Origin of the sequence: Paenibacillus wuxiensis, assembly GCF_040195695.1 — a bacterium.
In the GTDB taxonomy this organism is placed as follows: Bacteria; Bacillota; Bacilli; order Paenibacillales; family Paenibacillaceae; genus Paenibacillus_B; species Paenibacillus_B suaedae.
The window spans coordinates 15,232-37,370 of the sequence record NZ_JBEFZI010000011.1 but is presented as its reverse complement, the minus strand read 5'-3'; the positions used below and the strand labels follow the sequence as shown (position 1 = coordinate 37,370).

Annotated in this window: 3 protein-coding genes (1 of these 3 running past the window's edge); all 3 read left to right on the top strand. The window is 47.1% G+C overall.

The genetic code is table 11. The features are described 5' to 3' along the window. The first annotated feature begins 6 nt into the window (after positions 1–6). Tightly spaced (each overlapping or abutting the next), the 3 genes in view from ABN764_RS23760 to ABN764_RS23750 form a layout consistent with a single transcriptional unit that may run on beyond the window. Complete coding sequence (locus ABN764_RS23760) at positions 7–7,182, top strand: SDR family NAD(P)-dependent oxidoreductase (protein ID WP_446673286.1); 7,176 nt, start codon at positions 7–9, stop codon at positions 7,180–7,182. Further along, on the top strand, positions 7,182–15,281 hold the full coding sequence (locus tag ABN764_RS23755) for an SDR family NAD(P)-dependent oxidoreductase (RefSeq protein ID WP_446673285.1): 8,100 nt from the start codon (positions 7,182–7,184) through the stop codon (positions 15,279–15,281). Before ABN764_RS23760 ends, ABN764_RS23755 begins: the two co-directional genes overlap by 1 nt. Continuing rightward, positions 15,278–22,139, top strand: the 5' portion of a protein-coding gene (locus ABN764_RS23750; protein ID WP_446673284.1) for an SDR family NAD(P)-dependent oxidoreductase. Its footprint extends 2,147 nt past the window's final position; 6,862 of the gene's 9,009 nt are visible here — the first part of the coding sequence; it begins with the start codon at positions 15,278–15,280; the stop codon falls past the right edge of the window. The genes ABN764_RS23755 and ABN764_RS23750 overlap by 4 nt, the downstream gene beginning before the upstream one ends.

The following is a 22,139-nucleotide window of genomic DNA, read 5'->3' as shown; positions in this document are numbered from 1 at the left end:
TTGGACGTGAAAACGGTTTTGGAACGTTTCAAACATAAAGCATTCACGAAAGAAGAGGCCCAATTGCGGATTTCTTCATTGGATAAGGGAGAATTCTGGTTAACTTTTGAATACGGTGAGCCCTATCTGCAAGACCATACTGTCTTTGGAGAGCAAGTTCTTCTTGGCGTTACCCATTGCTCTTTGGCAATAGAGGCAGTTAATCATGTTCAGCACACTTTTCCGCTTCAATTTAGCCGACTATTGTTCCAAACACCAGCGACGGTTAAATCAGGAGAATCAATTGATATCAGATCCAGATTGACGATGGGTGACGACCAGAAACAAAAATTTACAAGTTTGTACAAAAGATCGTCCGAAAATACTTGGACGGAAGCGGCTGTCGCAGAGATCGAGAGGATGGAAAAGATTGAGCCGATTCAAAAAAATATCGCAGATGTACTGGACGAACCGGATCGGATTATGCAAGGTCAGGAAATTTACGAGAAGTTATCGAAGTCGCCCGTCTGTCATGGGGAGTCGCTCAGAACCGTTGAGCATGTTTATATTCGCGATCATGTCGTGCTCGGGAGATTATGCCTTTCGGAAGAATTCACAAGCTCGGAAGGAAATTATATTGCACATCCCGCCCTTCTGGACGGAGCAATCGTCAGCAGCATGTGCGGTATCCGTGAAGCACGGGACGGGGCGTTTATACCGCTGTTCATCAAACGAGTTACCGCATTTGCGCCTCTATTGCAGCGGTGCTTTTCATGGTCGGAAGTCATAAAAATGAATTCCGAATTAATTGAAACCAATATTTATGTGTGTGACGAAGAAGGGAATTGCCTGTTAATGCTGGAGGGTGTAACCTGCAAGCGGGCAGAGTCCTCCGCGCTTTTGGATAGTTCGGAAAAGGAAGCTCATGTAGCTGGAATTCAACGCATGATCAATAAAACGGAGTCTACAATCGTCAGGTCGAATGCTAGTGCTGAGGGGGATTATCACGATCCTCTCAGAAGCAACATTGAGAAGTATTTGACAGAACGGGTTTCGTGCTTGCTCACGGAAGGAAAAACAATTGGCGATAAGAGCAAAAATTTTATGGATATGGGGATTGACTCTACGAGATTGATCGAATTGGCTCGTGAGCTCGAGGTCGAGTTGGGTATAGAATTATACCCAACTTTGTTTTTTGAATATCAAAATATTCTCGATTTATCGACTTATTTCGCTAAGCAATATCCTGAGGTTATGCGATCAAAATTGCATGTTCCGGAATCGGCAGCCAGTCAGATACCGGAGGTGGGGCAAAAGGATCGGGCAGCAGAACTGCCGTTCTCAGAACCGATGTTGTCTACGGGTTCCCAAACTAGTAGCGACGACTCTGAGAGAATGTATGGAGCAAAGGAGCTTCAGAAGCAGAGCAGTGAACGGGATATAGCAGTAATCGGCATGTCAGGCATGTTCGCTGGTTCTCCGGATCTACACTCATTCTGGAACAACATTCGCGAGGGCGTAGATTTAATGCAAGAAATTCCGCACGAACATTTTGATTATCGGCCATGGTACGACCCGACACCGTATGCAACCGACAAAATGTATTGCAAGTGGGGGAGCTTCATTGATGATGTGGATAAATTCGATGCGGAATTTTTTAATATCTCTCCACGTGAGGCGCAAATGATGGATCCGCAACTTAGACTGCTCTTGCAGGTGCTTTATGGAACGATGGAGGATGCCGGATATGCGGGACGCATAAGAGGAACGCATACGGGGATGTATGTTGGAGCCTGCTTCCAGGATTATAAAGATAGGCTTCCGCAAACGGTTGATCCGCACTCTGGGACAGGGAATGCGTCTACCATGCTGGCTAATCGCCCCTCTTTTTATTTTAATTTATTGGGCCCGAGTGTGTTTATCGATACTGCTTGCTCCTCTTCTTTGGTTGCCTTGCATTTAGCGTGCCGAGCATTGCGTAATCAGGAATGCGAAATGGCATTTGTCGCGGGAACCAATTTATTGTTAAGTTCGCATCATTACCGCTATTTCTGTAGCATTGGAGCATTATCCGCTACGGGAAGATGCCATACATTCGATGCCGCGGCAGACGGATATGTTCCAGGAGAGGGAGTAGGCGCAGTTTTATTGAAGCCGTTGCAGCAAGCTTTGCGGGATGGGGATCGCGTTCATGCGGTTATAAAAGGGACAGCGATTAATCATGGTGGATACACTCCATCGATTACGGCTCCAAGCATGTTGCAGGAGGCCAAGGTCATCATGGACGCATGGAAAGATGCCGAAATTAATCCGACATCGATCGGTTATATCGAAGCTCATGGGACAGGAACGAAATTGGGTGATCCTGTAGAAATAAATGCGTTAAAGGAGGCGTTCAAGCCGTACGCCGGGCAAGGCGAAGCATTTTGCGCTGTAGGTTCCGCGAAGGCGCATATCGGACATGCAGAGGGTGCTGCAGGCATAACGGGCTTGCTTAAGGCGATTTTGTCTTTGCAGCATAAGGAAATTCCCGCAATGCCTCGGTTTCATGAGTTGAATCCGTATATTAAGCTGGAAAGCTCGCCGTTATACATTAATCGTGAAGTCATTCCATGGGAATCGGTCAATGGAGAGCCAAGAAGAGCTGGCGTGAGCTCATTCGGATTCGGTGGCGCTTACGCGCATGTCGTCGTGGAAGAGTATGTCTCCCCCTCTGTTGACGAGAGCCAGTTGCATACGCTGGCGCCGCACGTAATTGTAATGTCTGCCCTAAATCGGGACAGATTGACAGAGCAAGCGGCACGATTGATTGCTTATGTCGAGAAGTATAATGCAAGTCTGTGCATAGACGATATTGCCTTTACTTTGCAAACCGGGCGGCAGCATATGGAAGAAAGGCTCGCTTTCGTTGCAGCTGATCTTACATCCCTAGTAAGGCGATTACAGGCCTTTATCAATGGTGCCGGCGTTGAGCAAGGGATCCATTCCGGCAATGTGAAACAAATTGGATCCTCGTTGGAGCTTATGTTAGGCGGTGCTTCAGGAAAAGACTTCATTCGCTCTATCCAATCTCATGACGAAACATATAAGCTTGCCCAATTGTGGGTATGGGGAGCACAGATCGACTGGTATTCCCTTTGGCCTGAGCGAGTAGGCAAAGTCGTATCATTGCCTACTTACCCATTCGCCAAGAAGCGGCATTGGGCTGCAGAGGATCAGCCGCAGCCGCACTCTTCTGGAAGTCTTCTATCGATTGGGAACCTACATGTCGAACGTTCTATGAAAGAGTCCGGTCTCGTGTTCGAAACCGTCGTCGCTCCGGAAGACTCAATTATGTCAGACCATTTAGTTCACGGTTTGCCGACGATGCCAGCCGCAGTATTTTTGGATATGGCGTCTCAAGCGGCAGCGTTGATTGCTAAAGGAAAAGAGTTTCATCTGATGGATGTAGTGCTTGCACGAGCATTGACGGCAGATACCGTGCCCAAAAAAATTGAATTTGTAATGAAAACATCAAATGCTGGAACACAGTTCGAAGTGCGCAGTCCAGGCAAACATTCAGAAATACATGTTCAGGGTCTTATTGGAATGCAGCCCTCGTTAAAATTGCGGAATTCCGTAAATCTGCAGGAGCGAATGGAGATTGCCGATAGCACGATTGAAGCAGAACAATTATATGATGCGTTCCGCAATCTGGGCATTCAGTATGGCCCCTTCTTCGAATCTGCGCGGAAAATATGGATTAAGGGCGATCAAGCGCTCTGTTATCTCGAAGCACCAGAAGGCGGCGCAGGCAGTTTTCATCAAATCCATCCGTCGCTCTTGGACGGAGCATTGCAGGGCATCATTGGCATTTTCGCTGCAAAAGGCATAATAGAGCCATATCTGCCATTCAGTATCGATGAGTTGATATGGTCACACTCAATACAAGGAAGTGCATATGCGTTAATAACGACTGCAGGGAAAGACAAATTCGATATTGAGCTGACGGATGCCCAAGGAAAAGTGGGCGTTCATATAAGCGGCTTGCGCATCAGAAAAGCTAGGGATCCGCTTGCGTCCCTACTGTATGTTCCAAAATGGGAGCAGGATCCAAATGAAATCCGTGAACATGCTGCGACTTCTAGTGGGAAACGGATATTGATTGCCGCCGCTCCGGGGTGGGAAAGGTTCTCTGAGGCTCTAGGCCGATATCATATGGACGATAGTGTGGTCGTATTTTCATTGACTCATGAATCTCTATCGGAACAGCAGGCAGGTGCACATCCTTTTTTCTCGGGAGAGGATGCACCAGAAATTATTTATTTTTTGGTGGGCTTCAGCGATATACAGGAACGTGTAGATGCAATCGGCCTGGAGCAAAGCCAAGAATATGGAATTATCGCGCTTTATCGCCTGTTCCGTGCATGGAGCAAAATCGGTTATTTGCATCAATCCGTTCAATTAAAGGTAGTTACAAATCGTGCCTTTGCTGTTGAGGGAGATGAAGCAAGTCCCTTTACCGGAGGCATCTTCGGGTTTGTCAAATCGATTGCTCGAGAATATTTGAACTGGAATATTCATTGCTTGGATGTTAGCTTCGATTTGCAGAATGAGAACGAGGGAGAAATACGAAGCGCTGCTGAAGCGATTGTTAGGGAAAACGAGAAATTCCACGGAGAAATTGCATTTAGGAGTGGGAAACGGTATAAGCGCATGCTATATCCGATTGTACTTCCACCGGCCGAGAAGTCTGCCTTCAAACAAGAAGGGGTGTATTTTATCGCTGGCGGAGCTGGAGGAATCGGTATAGAGTTATGCCGCTTTTTATCGCGCCATTACAGGGCGAAACTCGTCTTGATTGGGCGCCGCTCTATTAAAGAATTGACTGCTAGCACACAGTCAATGATTAATGAATTTGGTGCTGATTTGCTGTATTTGACAGCGGATTTAGCGAATCAGGAGGAAATGGAAGAGGCTGCAGCCACAGCTAAACGGCGTTTCGGAAAAATAGACGGGGTCATTCATTCTGCTTTGGTGCTGAAGGACTGCTCGTTAGAAGCGCTCGAGGAGGAAACGCTGCTCGAAGTTATGCGACCGAAGGCCGCGGGCAGCATTGAGCTCTATGAAGTATTTAAAAACGAGCCGCTTGATTTCATGCTCTTTTTCTCATCAGTGCAGTCGTTTTCCGGCAATGCGGGTCAAAGTAATTATGCTGCCGCCTGTTCCTTTAAAGACGCGATTGCAAATTACATTCGTGAAAAGGTCAGTTACCCGGTTCATATCGTGAACTGGGGCTATTGGGGGAGTGTTGGTGTAGTAGCGAATGACAGCTACCAAAAGCGGCTAGCCGCACAAGGATTATATTCCATCGATCCGATGGTAGGGATGGAGGCAATCGTTCGTACTCTCGCTTGGAACATCCCGCAATTAATTGCTATAAATGCGGATGTCAACGTTATTAAGGGAATCGGTGGGAAGCTTGATGCGACCGTTGTCGTTCCGGCAGAACAGTCTGCTTCTATTCCGCATGCAAGACTAAATATCTCGGAACGCCCTAAAATGGGTACGAAGCATGTTAGAAAGTCCCTACATGCACGGGGCATTATCAACGAATTCGGGCAGCAGATGCTGATGAATGCTTTCCAACGCATGGGCGTTTTTTTACCAGATGGAGAGGCTGTCAGAGCAGATGAGTTGCAGAAAAAGCTAGGTATTATTCCGCAATACTCCAGGTTGTTGGAAGGATTGTTGCAAATTGCAGCAGCAGCGGGACACATAGAGGATCAAGGAACGTATTTGTCTGGCACTAGCACTGCTACCTCGCTGGATGAGCTTGCCGAACGCAAGAAGCAGTGGTGTAACTTGAATCCAGACATTAGGCCGCAGCTGGAACTAATATGGGAGTGCGTGCGCCACTATCCAGAAATCTTGACTGGGCAAGTGCCGGCGGAGAACATATTGTTCCCGGAAGGTTCAATGGAACTGGTTGGATCCGTCTATCAAGGAAACGCCGATTCCGATTATTACAATGGCGTAGCAGCTTGGGCACTGCAGCGCTATGTCGAATTAAGACTGCCCGATTTGAAGCAAGGCAGCATCATTAAAATATTGGAAATTGGTGCGGGAACCGGAGGAACGAGCTCTCGAATCTTGCCAGCGCTTCAAAAACACAGAGACAACTTATCTTATACGTATTCAGATATTTCAAAAGCTTTTCTCAAATACGGTCAGGAAACGTTCGGAAAGGGATTTCCTTTTGTAGAATTCAAACTGCTTAATATTGAAAAAGAAGTATTGCAGCAGGGATTCGCAACTGGAGAATATGATGTTGTAATTGCTGCCAATGTACTTCATGCTACGCAAAATATTGAGCGCACATTAAGGCATGTTAAAACATTGTTGAAACCGAATGGGTGGCTCGTCATCAATGAAGTGACGTCGAGAATGGATTTCTTGACGATGACATTCGGATTGCTCGAAGGCTGGTGGCTGTTCAAGGATGACTTGCGAATTCCGCACTCGCCACTGTTGTCGCCGGCGTGTTGGAAAAAGCAATTGTCGGTGCAAGGCTTCCGCGGTGTTACGTTATTGGCGGATGCTGAGGAGGAAATGGAGCATAGTCAGCAAGTCATAATAGGTGAGAGTGATGGTCTCTATGTTGTGAATAATCCGGAGGCCATAGAAATATCGGCAACTGGCGCCGCACTCGAAAATGTAGCACCGTCTACTTCTAGGATTGAGCCCCCTTTCCATACGCCCGGTCTAATTGAGCGTTTGGAACAGCCTACGCAGGATACAGGCAGATTGTCGCAGGCGGAATTACAGCGTTATGTAGCCAATAGGCTGGTTTTATTTTTGCGGATGACGTTAAAGCTTACAGACGACGATATAAAGTCGGAAAAGCAATTTACTGATTATGGTGTTGATTCCATAATGGGGCTGGAATTTGTGAAGCACATAAATGAGGAATTCGGCATTACAATGCGGACTACCGCATTGTTTGATTATGGAAATGTTCGTGATTTATCCGCATATCTCTGCAAGGAATATGGCAAGCTCATTGCTCCGCACTCGAAGGAGGGCAGGCATGAAGGTCCTCCGAAGTCGACCAATCCGCTCGAGAAAGAAGTGGGGGAGAGGACGCAATTCGAATTGCTTCAAAATCTGGCGGATGGGAAGATGAGTGGTACCGAAGTGTTAAAGCTACTGGGAGGTATCTGATGGACAACGTTGAAAAAGTGAAGCAGATAATTTCCATGATTGAAAGCCATCAAATGACGCCTGAGGAGGGATATCGGCACATCCAACAGATCAGGCAAGGCATCGACACCTTCTTTGATAAAGGCTCAGAATGGTACAAGGTATACTTGACGAAGCCGGGAGCCATTGAAGACATTGTCTTGGATGCTGTTCAACCCAGCGATCCGTCCAATAGCGAAGTGCAAGTGCTGGTTAAAGCATTTTCGATAAATTTTGGTGATATTTTATGTATTAAGGGGCTTTATCCAACCCAACCGGATTATCCATTTACACCAGGATTTGAATTTTCCGGCATTGTGATGAATACGGGGAGCAGTGTTACACGAGTAAAAATCGGGGATGAGGTCATCGGGCTGACAGGTGCACGCATGGGGGCGCATAGCTGCGTTGTCAACACGGATGAGCATTTCCTCGTTAAGAAACCGAAGCATATTACATTTGAACAAGGCTGTAGTTTTCCCGTCGTTGCCTTGACGATGCAATCCGTATTTGACAAAGCCAACCTTCGGCCGGGGGAGAAAATATTGATTCAAACCGCGGCGGGAGGAACAGGTCTAGTCGCTGTGCAGATGGCGCAGAAAATAGGTGCTGAAATATTTGCAACCGCCGGATCAAAGGAGAAGCTGGAATATTTAAAGCAGTTAGGCGTGCCACACCTGATTCATTATAAAGAAGAGGATTTTGCAGATAAGATCATGCAGTGGACGAATAACTACGGAGTTGACGTTGTCATCAATACGCTGTCTGGAGAGGCAGTGCAAAAAGGCTTGAACTTGTTGGCCTCCGGTGGCAGATACATTGAAATTGCCGTCGCTGGCTTAAAGGCCTCCGGTGCAATAAGCTTGTCCCATCTTATTGACAATCAAAGCTTTCACAGTATAAATATCCGCAAATTACTGACGGGGAGTCCTGACAAGTTATCGCTTTATTTGAAACGAATGGCCAATATGCTGGAAACAGGTGAGGTACAACCTAGTGTGGGCCGCGTTTTTACTTTTACTGAGATTAAAGAAGCATATAAGTATTTGGAAAGCGGTAGCAATATTGGAAAAGTAGTCGTATCTACGGAAGCTTCCTTACCGACAGCATTCTCTACCAGTTGGATGAAGCCGAAGCAGACAGACTTGTCAGAAGAGGTTCGACCGTTACGAAATTGTTCGGATATAGCTATTATTGGCGCTGCCGGTAAGTTTCCTGGAGCCAAAAATTTGGATGAGTTCTGGGACAATTTGAAGAACGGGCGCTGCACAATCGGTGAAATCCCTAAAGAACGCTGGGATACCGAGCAATATTATGATCCGGATCCGAAGAAGCTTGACAAGACGTATTGCAAATGGGGCGGCATACTCGAAGATATCGATCAATTCGATGCGGTGTTCTTCAACATGTCAGGGAAGGAAGCTGAGGTCACCGATCCACAGCAGCGTATTTTTTTGGAAGTATGCTGGAATGCCTTGGAGGATGCTGGATATGCGATCGAGTCCATGGATAAAAAGAAGTGCGGTGTATTCGTCGGCGCCAGCGGAGGCGACTATCTCGCCAAAATGCAAGAGGACGGGGTACCGATGGAACCCCAGTCGTTCTGGGGCAATTCCGCTTCGGTTCTTGCTGCCAGAATATCGTACTTTCTGAATTTGAAGGGTCCAAGCCTCACTATCGATACGGCTTGCTCATCATCACTTGTGGCGATTCATTTGGGATGCCGCAGCATACTTGCAGGAGAAAGTGAGATGGCTATTGCGGGGGGCGTTTTTATTTCCTTGACACCCGCCTTCATTATTTTATCCAGTAATGCAGGAATGCTGTCTCCCGTTGGTCGATGCAAAGCATTCGACGATGGAGCAGACGGCTTCGTACCTGGTGAAGGGGCAGGCGCCGTTGTACTCAAGTCGCTAGATGCAGCCCTGCGAGACGGAGATCATATTTACGGCGTTATTAAAGGTTCGGCTATCAATCAGGATGGAAAAACGAATGGCATGACGGCTCCTAGCACACTATCCCAGACGGAGGTCGAGCTCACCGTTTATCGCGAGGCCAATATTCATCCTCGCACCATTCAGTTGGTGGAAGCTCACGGAACTGGAACGAAGCTCGGTGATCCGATTGAAGTGGAAGCATTGACAAATGCATTTCGCCAGTATACGCACGATACCCAATTTTGCAAAATTGGTTCAGTCAAAACTAATATCGGGCATGCCGCTGCTGCTGCCGGAGTCGCCAGCGTCATTAAAGTGTTATTAGCCTTTAAGTATAAGCAGATTCCTCCGAATATACATTTCAGGCTGCAAAATCGGCATATTCAATTTGAAGAGACGCCGTTTCAGGTCGCAGCCGAATTAGAACAATGGACGGCTTCCGACGTTCCTAGGAGGGCTGCCGTCAGTTCTTTCGGCTTTAGCGGCACGAATGCTCACATGGTAATTGAGGAAGCGCCGCGAGCAGATGCATGTTTATCTCCGGAGCTTCCGTATTATTTAATACCGATCTCGGCTAAAAACAAACAAGCCTATGATAGTGCATTGAGGAATATGCTGAAGTGGCTGGAAATAGAAGCAGTTGATTATTCAATTTCAGATATTTCCTATTCATTGCAGATTTCACGTATGCATTTCTCATACCGTTCGATGCTCATTGTTCAAACTAAACAAGAATTAATCGAAAAGCTTAAACGATACTTGAACGGTGAACAGATTGAAAACTTCTTCCTCTGCAATCTGAAGGATCACAGAAGTATTGAGACAAAGGTATTTCCGGAGGAATCACAAGAAGTCTTATTTGAGGCCGCGATGCTCTCGACGGATTATGGCAACAAAGTTAAGACAGCGATCGAAATGTATTGCCAAGGTAATGAAGTTCCTTGGCATGAGTTGTGGCCGCTTGGAACGGTTCGTAAAATACCGCTCCCGACTTACTCGTTTAACCGGCAACGGTATTGGTATAGACAAGGGAGAAGGCAAAGCGTAAATAAGGCTTCGAGACGATCAGGGGTAAAGCTGCATCCTCTTGTGGAACAAAATGTGTCGACAATCGAAGAAACTAAATTTTCGTTAACCTTAACGGGTGATGAATTTTATATTCAGGATCATGTCGTGGGCGCAGCTCCGTTAATGCCGGGTGCTGCTTATATTGAAATGGCTGTCGCTTCGGCGGAGCTTGCTTTTCAAGCGCAGATTTCTAGTCTGAGGAATGTCATATGGGCAAGCCCGTTGTCAGTAGAGAATGAGCCTTGCCGTCTTGAAATTCGGTACCGGAAGGAAAAAGCGGGAGCATCTTATGAAATTTATTCAATCCAGCCGGGAAGTGGGGAAATCATCCATTCCAGAGGAAACATCGGGACAGTGGCGGTTGATAAGCCTGCAAGTAAATTGGATATTCAAGAAATTGTAAACAGGAGCAGCTCTTCTTACTCTAAAGAGCATTGTTACAACATGTTCCGAACGGCGGGATTTCAATACGGTTCGACCTTTCAATCCATTCAGCATTTATGGGTGAATCGTCAGGAGGCGATAGCGCGCCTAGAACTCGCTGCCGAATGTGATGAGAATGACTCCATTTTCAATCTGCATCCAGCTATGTTGGACGGTGCGCTGCAGACGGTCATGGGAAATTTATTGTTCGGCGATGCATCTGTAGATGAGCGGTATCTTCCCTTCTCAGTAGGATCGATAGAAATCTATGATCGCATACCGAGAAGCGGTTATGCATATGTTCGGGATAGGACGGATTCCCAGCGGATCGCGGACATGAAATGCTTTGATGTGTATGTTACTGACGACGAGGGACGCCTGATTGTTCATTTAAAGGAGTTCTTGAGTCGTGCAGTGCCTGCAGTGTCTGCAGCGCCATTGTTGCAAGGCAAGCAAAATCATACCGCGAGTCCAGAATGGCTGCGCTTCAGACCTATTTGGAAGCCAGAGGAGCGTGTGTCGATTCCTGAGAATCGGCTCGAGGGCTCCGTTCTTGTATGGAGCCATTCAGAGGAATTTTTCAGAAAAATAAGGGGACAATGCGTTAATCCCGAGCGGGCTGTATGGGTTAAGCCGGGGAACTGCTTCCTTACAACGGATTCCGGCCATTATACCGTTGCGCTGGAGAGTGAGGAAGATATGCGCCTTCTCATCCGTGCGACAGAGCAAAATGAAGTGGAACCAAGCCATATCATCGTTCATTCGCAATCTGCGGAAAAAACGCCTGATTTGCTGCAGGTGGACGAGCAATTGGAGCAAGTCCTTTATCCAGTATTCATGCTGATTAGAGAGCTTGTGGCAGCCAAGTCCAAGCGCCAATTGAATGTGCTCTATGCTTTCCAGAATGGTGGAGGCCAGCCGTTTCCTTATGCCGCGGCCATTGCGTCCTTTTTGAAGTCAGTTTCCTTAGAACATCCGAATGTACAAACCAAGAGCGTGGAATGGGGAATGCCCGTCGAGGATGATTCTGACTTAATGGTAGAAACGTTGATAACCGAATTGGTTCGTATATTGCCATCAGAGAGGGAGATTCGCTACCTCAACGGTAAAAGGGAAGTTGCGGCGATAGAGGAAATCCATTCGCCAAGTGAGTATTCGGCGTATTCTTTGAAAGATAAAGGCATTTATGCGATAACAGGCGGGATGGGAGGAATCGGTTTTGGAATTGCGGAGCATCTTGCCCGAACGCATCAAGCCGGTCTTGCTCTATTGGGAAGAAGCCCGCTTAATCCGTGTATTGAGGAGAAAATAGCCAAGCTTCGCGCTTACGGTTCCGAAGTGATTTATCTCGAAGCTGACTTGGCAATTTATTCAGACACCGAACGAGCTGTAGAACGTATATGCAGCCACTTTGGTCGACTGCATGGCATTTTCCACTGTGCCGGCTTAACTCGCGACTCCTTATTAGTTGAGAAAACGCTTACAGATTTGAAGGATGTTCTGGCTGCGAAAGTGTGGGGAACGGTTCATTTAGATTGCGCGTCGCAGCGCTATGTTCCTAATCTTGATTTTTTGATGTTGTTTTCATCGGTGTCTGGAATGCATGGAAATGTGGGACAAACCGATTATGCGTATGCCAACCGCTTTATGGATCGTTATGCGGAATACAGGAGTGTTCGTGAAGGCGGAGGAAGAACCATTTCTATCAGTTGGCCTTTATGGAAGGAAGGCGGCATGAAAATCGATCCACATACGGAGCGCTTATTCATGACGGCGGTAGGAATGTCGGGCATCTCGACTGAGACTGGACTTGCAATTATTAAGGAAGGGTTGCTTTTGAACCATGCCCATATAGCTGTCATCGCCGGAAACGGAGAGAAAATCAGAAAATGGGCAGGCGTGACTGTGACGGAAAACAACCCAGGAAGAATTAAGCAAGGTCACATACGCGAGAAGGATATATCAATTTCGTCCGAAAGCGATGAAACCAGGTGGCATGAACAATATCGTTCAGAGGTTGTACAGATCATTTCGTCCGTTCTTCGCATCGATCGCGAGGCAATTGATTATTACGGGGAGCTTGCCGAATATGGGTTCGACTCACTGACATTGACTGAGTTTGCGGCGCAATTGGGAGGGGCTTATCAACTGGAGCTCACTCCGGCTTCTTTTTTCGGACACTCCACGATTGAAGGAATAGCAGAAGCGATTTTCGAAGAATTCAAGGATAATATTTTCATTGCACACCGTGAAAAAGAGAATTCAGTTCATCCTGAAAAACGTGCAAGCTTGGCGAATGAAAAGGAGCCTCCCGCTGACTCAAGCGAGGATTCGGATCATATGATTCACTCTTCTAAGGTGGATAATGAACTTGGCGCAGCGCAGGATGGAACGGCGGCTTCTGATGAAGTACGATCTTACGAGCCCGTCGCTATTATCGGGATGAGTGGAAAAATGCCAAGTTCGGACGATTTGGACGAGTTTTGGAGGAACCTGGAGCAGGGAAGGAACATGATTTCCATTATTCCGCAAAATCGCTGGGACTGGACGGAATATTACGGGGATCCGAATTCAGAGATAAATAAAACCGATATCAAGTGGGGCGGTTTTATGAAGGAAGTAGACAAGTTTGATCCGCTTTTCTTTGGAATATCTCCCCGCGAGGCGGAACTAATGGATCCGCAGCAACGAATTTTTCTAGAAAGCGTGTGGTCGGCCATCGAGGATGCAGGCTACAGGGCTTCGGATTTATCCGGTTCTGACACCGGACTGTTCGTTGGCGTGGCAAGTAGTGACTATAATGAGATTTTGCAGCATACAACGGCAGAAGTGGAGGCACAGACGTCAACCGGTATGTCGCATGCCGTGCTTCCAAATCGAATTTCGTATTTGCTCAATCTACACGGACCTAGTGAACCGGTAAACACTGCATGCTCCAGCTCGTTGGTGGCGATTCATCGGGCTGTAGAGGCTATCCAGAACGGGCACTGCGAAATGGCGATTGCGGGAGGCGTTAACGTGATACTTACTCCGACTCTTCACATTTCGTTTAGCAAAGCGGGCATGCTGGCTCGGGACGGAAATTGCAAAACCTTTGACAGCAGTGCAGACGGGTACGTGCGGGGAGAAGGCACAGGCGCTGTCATTCTAAAGTCATTGAAGAAAGCAGTTGAGGACGGAGATCATATTTATGCGGTAATCAAGGGCTCTGCCGTAAATCATGGGGGTAAAACGAATTCATTGACCGCCCCGAATCCTTATGCACAAGCGAATCTTATCGTAAAAGCATTCGGAAAAGCACATATTGATCCTGCGACCGTAACCCTTATTGAAGCGCATGGTACAGGCACTCATTTGGGGGATCCCGTTGAAATAAACGGATTGAAAGCAGCATTTGCGCAACTTTATCAAAAATGGGGAAAGTCCACTCCGATCGTTCCTCATTGCGGCGTCGGTTCGGTTAAGACGAGCATAGGGCATTTGGAGGCAGCGGCAGGAATCGCAGGTATTTTCAAGATTGCCTTGTCCATGAAGCATGGAACTATTCCTGGGAATTTACACTTTGAAAGGATGAATCCGTATATACAGCTTGACGGTTCGCCGTTTTACATCGTTAATAAGACGATTCCGTGGGCTAGGCTGACAGATAGCGAGGGGAGGGAGCTTCCGAGAAGGGCAGGCATTAGCTCCTTTGGTTTCGGAGGGGCCAATTGCCATATCGTATTGGAGGAATTCTGCGATGTGAGGCCAGTTGACTCATGCATTGATCCGCAAATTATCGTGATATCGGCCAAGAAGAAGAGCGCGTTGAAAGAATATTGTAATAAGCTTTATCAATTTCTAACTATTGGCCAAACTGGGGAGCCAACTGGCTATGAGCAGAGTCTTTCGCCTACGGCTCATGAGAGTATCCTAAGTGAGCTTATTCGATATAGTTCAGAAATGTTGAACGTGGGCAGAGAAGAGATTGATCCGTGGGAACATTTGCTGCACTTGGGCTTCACACAAGTTGAATTGGTATCCTTGGCCGAACAAATTTCGAAAGCCTATCAAATCGACTTTCCTGCTTCTCTATTAGCCATATACTCTACACTGGAAGCAGTAACGGGATATTTGCTGGAGAGCATACCATACTGCGGTGGATCCGGTAAGTCTGCCGGAATTAATTTGCAGCGGCTTGCCTGTACTTTGCAATCAGGACGAGAAGAATTTGGTTGGAGGCTTGCGATCATTGCAGCCGACGAAGCCGATTTGTCCAATAAATTAATGGAGCTTCTGAAGGCAGAGGATATGAAATTGCCGTCTGTCTTCTACGGCAAAGTAGAACGTAAAATTCGAGGGAAAACGGATAAGGAATTCGATGAAGCTTCTGATGAGATTATTGAGGCAATAAGACAACGTGATCTAACAGCTTTAGCCCAATTATGGGTCAACGGAAGCCAGATTCCATGGGAGCAGGTGCATCGAGGCCGTAAGCAGCTTCGCATGCCATTACCGTCTTATCCGTTTGCCCGGGAAAGATACTGGATACCTGAAGCACAGGCCCCGAGCGTGGAGATCGAGGATGAACAGCTCTTGCAGCTGCTTCGCCAATTGGAGAATGGGACATCGTCGATCGAACGTGTGCGGCAGGCCATGGGAGTGATGGAATGAAAAAGCAGAAGATGCTGGATAAAGTGCTTGAACTGGTAAAATCTAATCAGCTCAGTGCTGAACAAGGCATGGAAATGATTAAGACTTTGCGCAAGCAGAAGCAGGGCGATGCAATAGAGAGGACTCCGGATACGGAGCTCCTCTTTTTTGATGATGAATGGGTAGCATCGGATTTGCCAAATACAACTGCGACCAATAACACTGTTCTTCTATTTGACAACAATCAGGATTTGAGTACCGTTCTGAAGGAGTACTGGAAGCAACAGGAGATCGAGATTGTTCGAGTCGTACGAGGAATGAAGGCTGAAAGGCGGGGTGATGGGCATTATGCAATGAATCCCGAGAATGATGGTGACTATGAATGGCTGCTGAATGATTTACATCAGTGTGGCAGACATCCGGATATTATCATTCATGCGTGGTCAGATAGCCTGTTCCAGCTGAATATTCATAACCTTTCCGAGCAGTTGGCAAGCAGCTTCTACTCCTTGTTTACTTTGTGCAAATCCATGATGGTACGGAAACTAACGCATCCGGTGAAACTGCTTTACGTATTCGAATCGAATGGCAGCATTCAACCACAGTATGCTGCGATGAGTGGTTTTCTGAAATCGGTGCGTCAGGAAAATCCAGTGCTGGACGTGTGTTGTCTTGAGTTATGCGATGCAAGCATGAACGAATCAGCACAGATCATTGCGAAGGAAGCACTCAATCAAGATGGAGAAGCAGATGTCCAGATTCTAAGAGGAGAAAGGCGTGTAAAACGCCAAATTGTCTGTCCGCTCGAAACAGATTCAGTCCCGTCAGTTCCGTTGAGACAGCGTGGAGTGTACATCATTACCGGTGGATTGGGAGGAGTAGGATATCTTTTTGCCCGCTATTTAGCCGCTACAGTGCAGGCGCGGCTCGTATTATGCGGAAGATCAGCTCTTACTTCTGTGTTGGAGAACAAAATAACGGAATTGGAATCGCTAGGTGCGGAAGTGCTTTACATTCAAGGGGACGTATCTGTACCGGATGATACAGAACGTACGATCACCGAGGCCAAACGTCGATTTTCGTGTATTAATGGGGTCATTCATAGTGCCGGTGCCATTTTCGACTCTTTTCTCATCAATAAAGAAAGAGAACACATGGAAGCGGTCGTCAAGCCAAAACTGTTTGGGACATTATTGATGGATGAGGCTACTCGTAATGAGAAGCTAGACTGGTTTGTCGTCTTCTCCTCCTTGAGCTCGGTATGGGGGAATCCCGGACAATGCGATTATGCATTTGCGAATCTGTTCTTAAGTCATTTCTGCTCTGCGCGCGGTAAGCTGAGGGAAGAGGGGAGCAGGGAAGGGCTTTCATTGGCTATAAATTGGCCGTTCTGGAAGGAGGGCGGTATGAAGTTCGCTGAAGCCTTGCAATCAGAAGATATACCGCTCCTGTCTTTGCCAACGGATGAAGGAATCAAATCATGGGAGTTAGCCCTAGCTAGCGGGAAACACCAAATATCTGTTCTTTATGGGAAAAAAGGAAGGCTGGCGGAATGGCTTCAGCGCATGGAGGAGAGGTCACGAAGAATTGGATATCGGAGCCCAACTAGTTCGCAGAAGAGCGAGGTGCCTATTCAAGCACTGTATCAGTATATTAAGACTTCAATGGGTAACGTGCTAAAGCTGTCTCCAGATAGAATAGACAATTCGACGCCTTTTCAAGAGTATGGGCTCGATTCGATTGCGATCAAGCTGTTCAATTCAAAAATGGAATCCGATTTCGGTGAAATGTCCAAAACGCTGCTCTATGAATACCAAACAGTTGACGAACTGGTTGACTTTTTCGCAGTGCATTATGCAGATCGGCTTGGAAATGTGCTTGGCCCGGAGAAGGTAAGCACACCGGTGCATCGATCGGAAAGCATTCAAGAATCGAAACGGAGCGTGCATGAGACAAGTTGTCCTCAAGCAGCTGTTCCTGAGCGTGGAGCCGTTGCGATTGTGGGTATCGGGGGGCAATATCCTGGTGCGCGTACAATCGAAGATTTCTGGGATGTTCTGAAATCAGGAACATCGTGCTTTACAGAAATACCGCAGACCCGTTGGAAACATGGGAATTATGGAAATGATATCTCGCTGCCGCTTGCAGAAGGGGACATTTATTGCAAATATGGGGCCTTTCTTGATGGCGTGGATGAATTTGACCCCATGCTATTTAAGATGAATCCTCTTGAGGCAAAAATGATAAACCCGGAAGAACGCAAATTTTTAGAAACGGTATGGTCTGCCTTAGAAGACGCCGGATATGCCAAAGAAGCTTGGAGCGGAAAAAAGGTAGGGGTATTCGTGGGTGTGACTTCCATGACATACCCATTGTTGGGAGCCAATCAATGGAATTCTTCCGATCGGACGCCTATCCATTCTACATATTTCAGCTTGCCAAACCGGATATCGTATTTTTTTAATTTTACTGGCCCAAGCTTGGCATTAGATACAGCTTGCTCTTCGTCATTAGCAGCGATTCATTTGGCATGCCGGAGTATTCTGAATGGCGAAAGCGAGGCTGCAATCGCAGGCGGTGTCAATCTATACTTGCATCCTTCGAGATATCTGGGCATGTGCCAGAGCAAAATGCTCTCCACGAAAGAACAAACCAGTATGTTCGATGCCGATGGAAACGGCTTTATACCAGGAGAAGGCGTCGGAGCAGTTTTGATGAAATCGTTGGAACGAGCTATTGAAGATGGCGATTATGTTTACGGAATCATTCGCGGATCTGGGATCAGTCACAAGGGATATTCTTCGGGATTCTTTTTACCCGATCCGCAGTCACAGACGGGATTGATTGAAGAAGTCATGAACAGCAGCGGCGTTCATCCAGAAACGATAGGGTACGTTGAACTTCAAGCTTTGGGCAGCGATACGACGGATACGATTGAATGGACTGGGATTCGGCGCGCTTACGAGGCGAGAACATCGGTGCGCCAATATTGTGCAGTTGGCTCCGTAAAGCCGATAATCGGACATTTGGAGGCGGCAGCTGGCATTTCACAGCTCACAAAAGTGCTGCTGCAGATGAAATATAAAGCTTTCGTTCCTAATAAAGTGGCCGATTCAATAAACCCGTCGATCCGCTTGGAAGCATCGCCATTCTATATTCCGACGGAACTGACACACTGGCCTGCAATGACTATACATGACGGAGATTCGTACAAAGAGCTTCCACGTCGCTCTGCCATCAGCTCTTTTGGAGCAGGCGGCTTAGAAGCGCATCTAATTGTAGAAGAATACAAATCAATTGAGTTGCCGCCGTCTGCCGAGACGCTTATACCGGGCGAATGCATCGTTCCACTATCCGCTCGCTCCTCAGCACAATTGCGGCGCTATGCCGAGCGATTGCTGCAGCATTTGGAGCGACATGACTATCCTACGGCAAAAATGCTGGACATTGCGTACACTTTGCAGTTCGGAAGAGAAGCCTTTGCGGAGAGGACGGCCTTCGTTTGCCGAACCCCAGAGGAGCTGAAGGAGCAAATTGGTCGATATTTAGCTGTTTCGGCAATGGGAGATAGAGCGGACTGGAAGATCGAATATTCTTCTTTACTCGCTTCTCAGATCGAGAATGAACAAATCGTAAAGCTGCTGGAGCGGTGGATGGCTGGCGAACAAATGGATTGGCCGCTTGTGAATGATATCCAACGGAGGAGGGTACCTTTGCCTACTTATCCTTTTGAACAAAGGAAATGCTGGTTGTACAGTGCGAATGATGAATCGATCCAGAATTACGATGGCAGATCGAAACCGGCGTTGAATGACCAGGATGCCGTAGTAGCCGACTACTATGATGCATCAGTTCAATTATATGAGGAAAGCACCGAACAGGAAGGTTATTTGACGTTCGCCCCGTTTTCGGAGAAGATAACAGGATTTTCATGGCTGAACGTATTTTCCGAGCCTCAGCAATATTCGGCTATGGCCCAATTCGCCTTGGCTAAACAAAAAGAAATGAGAGATATGTTGTATCGGCATGTAGATTTTAGCAAAGTAAATCATTTGTTGGATATCGGCTGCGGTTTTTCAACTGATTTGCTTCATCTCGCAAGAGCCCATGAGCATATACATTGCGATGGATATACCATATCAGCCAATCAGGCCGAATTTGGACAACGGCGAGTTGGCCGAGAAGGTTTGGAGGATCGGATTACTATTCATTGCAAAGACAGTGCAAAAGAGGATTTCCCCGGCATGTATGATCTTATCATTGGACTGGAAGTGACAGTGCATATCGCGGATAAACACGGGGTATTCGGGAACATCGCTAGGCATTTAAAGCGGAAGGGAACTGTTGTATTGGCGGATTGCCTCGCTAACACAGTGAATGAAGTACATTTGCCCCATGTCGGACAGTATACGAATACACAGGGGCAGTACAGCCGAATTCTTGCAGAGAATCGTCTGCGAGTAATTGATTGCATCGATTGCAGTCAAGAGATATCCAACTTTTTGCATGATCCGGAATTTGAGCAGAACTTGTCCATACTGAAGGAGAAATATCCCCACTTAGCTGACATGGAAACGGAACACCGTGCTTGGAACAATTTCGGCAAGGCATTGTCTTTGAACCTCTTTCGCTATGTGCTGCTAACCTTGGAAAAAGCAGACGATCTGCTGACTCAAGAACAATTGTTGATGATGAACGAATCGGCTTTTAAGCATGCAGCGAGCTATACGGATGCAGTCGGAAAGTGGCTTGGAAACAGTCTTCATTATAAAGAAGACGTTGTATACAAACGGGCTGAGGAAGCCGCTTTGCCGCATCATGTCGGCGGGATAAATGGGGATACGATTAGAAAGATGGAGGATAAGCTGGCGCAATGGTTCGCGGACACTCTCGAAATGAAGCCGACTGAAATCGATCGTCGCGCAAGTTTTTCCGATTACGGAATCGATTCGCTGATAGGTCTCAAAATATTGGATGACTTGAACCGGAAGCTGGAATTGAATCTGCAAGTTCAAACGATGTTCGATCATTCAAATCTTCGGGATTTAACTCAATATTTGGCGCAAACCCATCCAGAGGTTATCGAGCGCATTATCGGCGTACAAAAGCCTATGGATTGCTCCTTAAAGCGCGATGATCAAAAATCGGCCGTTCTGGAACGATTTGCGAAGAGGGAGCAGGAAAATAAGAATGAATGTCTTACACCAACAGAAACCGCAATTAAAAAGGAACGCACGGGACTATCCGGTGCATCTTCGGATGTAGCTGTAATCGGCATATCGGGACGTTTTCCAGGAGCGGAAAATGTTCGCGAGCTTTGGGGAAATCTCCGGCAAGGAGTCGATTCAGTTCACGAAGTTCAGGCTGATAGATGGAACCCGAATATGTTTTATGATCCCGATCCGCTAGCTCCCAACAAAACGTATGGAAAATGGGGGGGATTCGTAGCGGACATGGATAAGTTCGATCCGGCCTTCTTCCAAATATCCCCTGCCGAGGTGGAAATGATGGATCCACAGCAGCGGTTATTTCTTCAAGAAAGCTACCGTGCGCTGGAGGATGCCGGTTACGCACCTGAAAAACTGAATCGCGTCAAATGCGGGGTCATCGTAGGGGTATTCGGCAACGAGTATAGTGCAATCGCGGAGGGAACAGCCGCGGGTTATAATGCGCAGCTGATGCTCGGCAACACGAACTCGATATTGGCCTCACGCATCTCTTATTTTCTGAACTTAAAAGGGCCTGCCATCAGCGTGGACACAGCTTGTTCAAGTTCTTTGGTAGCCGTTCATTTAGCATGTAAGAGCTTGTTGAACGGGGAAACGGATATGATGCTCGCCGGAGGGGTTACATTGTATTTAACCGAAAAGCCCTTCATTTCCATGAGTAAAGCAGGCATGCTTTCCAAAGACGGAAAATGCAAAACATTTGCGGACGATGCCGATGGAATTGTTCCTGCGGAAGCTGCCGCAGCCGTTGTATTGAAGCGCTTGGATCGAGCTGTTGCTGACGGGGATTATATTTACGGCGTGATTAAAGGATCGGAAATCAATCAGGATGGACGCACCAACGGAATTACTGCACCGAGTGCCAAGTCGCAAACGGAGATAGAGTTGGAAGTTTACCGAAAGTACGGTATTCATCCTGAAACAATCACTTATTTGGAGGCGCACGGTACGGGAACCAAATTGGGCGACCCGATTGAAATAGCGGCATTGACCCAAGCTTTTGCCACATACACCGACAGGAAACAATTCTGTGCGATTGGCTCGGCAAAGAGCAATTTAGGACATACATCTGCTGCATCAGGGGTAGTGGGACTAATCAAAATATTGCTATCTATGAAATATAAACTACTTCCTCCCACGCTGCACGCCGCGAAGGAAAATGAGCACATCGACTTCAAGGCTACTCCGTTCTTTGTGAACCGAGAATTGCAGGAATGGGCATCGGACGGAGCACCGCGGCGAGCGGCAATTAATTCTTTCGGCTTTAGTGGAACAAATTGTCACATGATCGTCGAAGAAGCGCCGCAATCATTAGATGTCGAACCATTACATGCAGTGGAATCGAATGCGGCTGATTTGTATATCTTTCCTCTTTCGGCAAAAAACAAAGAGCGCTTGCAGGATTATGCCCTGCAAATTGTACGCTTTATAAGCGGAAATGACGGCAGGGAACAACCTAACATTGCGAATCTATGCTATACCTTCCAAATCGGCAGGAGAATGCTGGAGGAGAGAGTTGGGTTTGTTATCGGTTCCATATCGGAATTACAGGAGAAGCTTTTGGCTTACGGCAAGGGCGAGCGCAATATCGAAGGTATGTTTACCGGAACGAGCAAACAGACGGATGAAAAATATGGCTTATTGCTCGAAG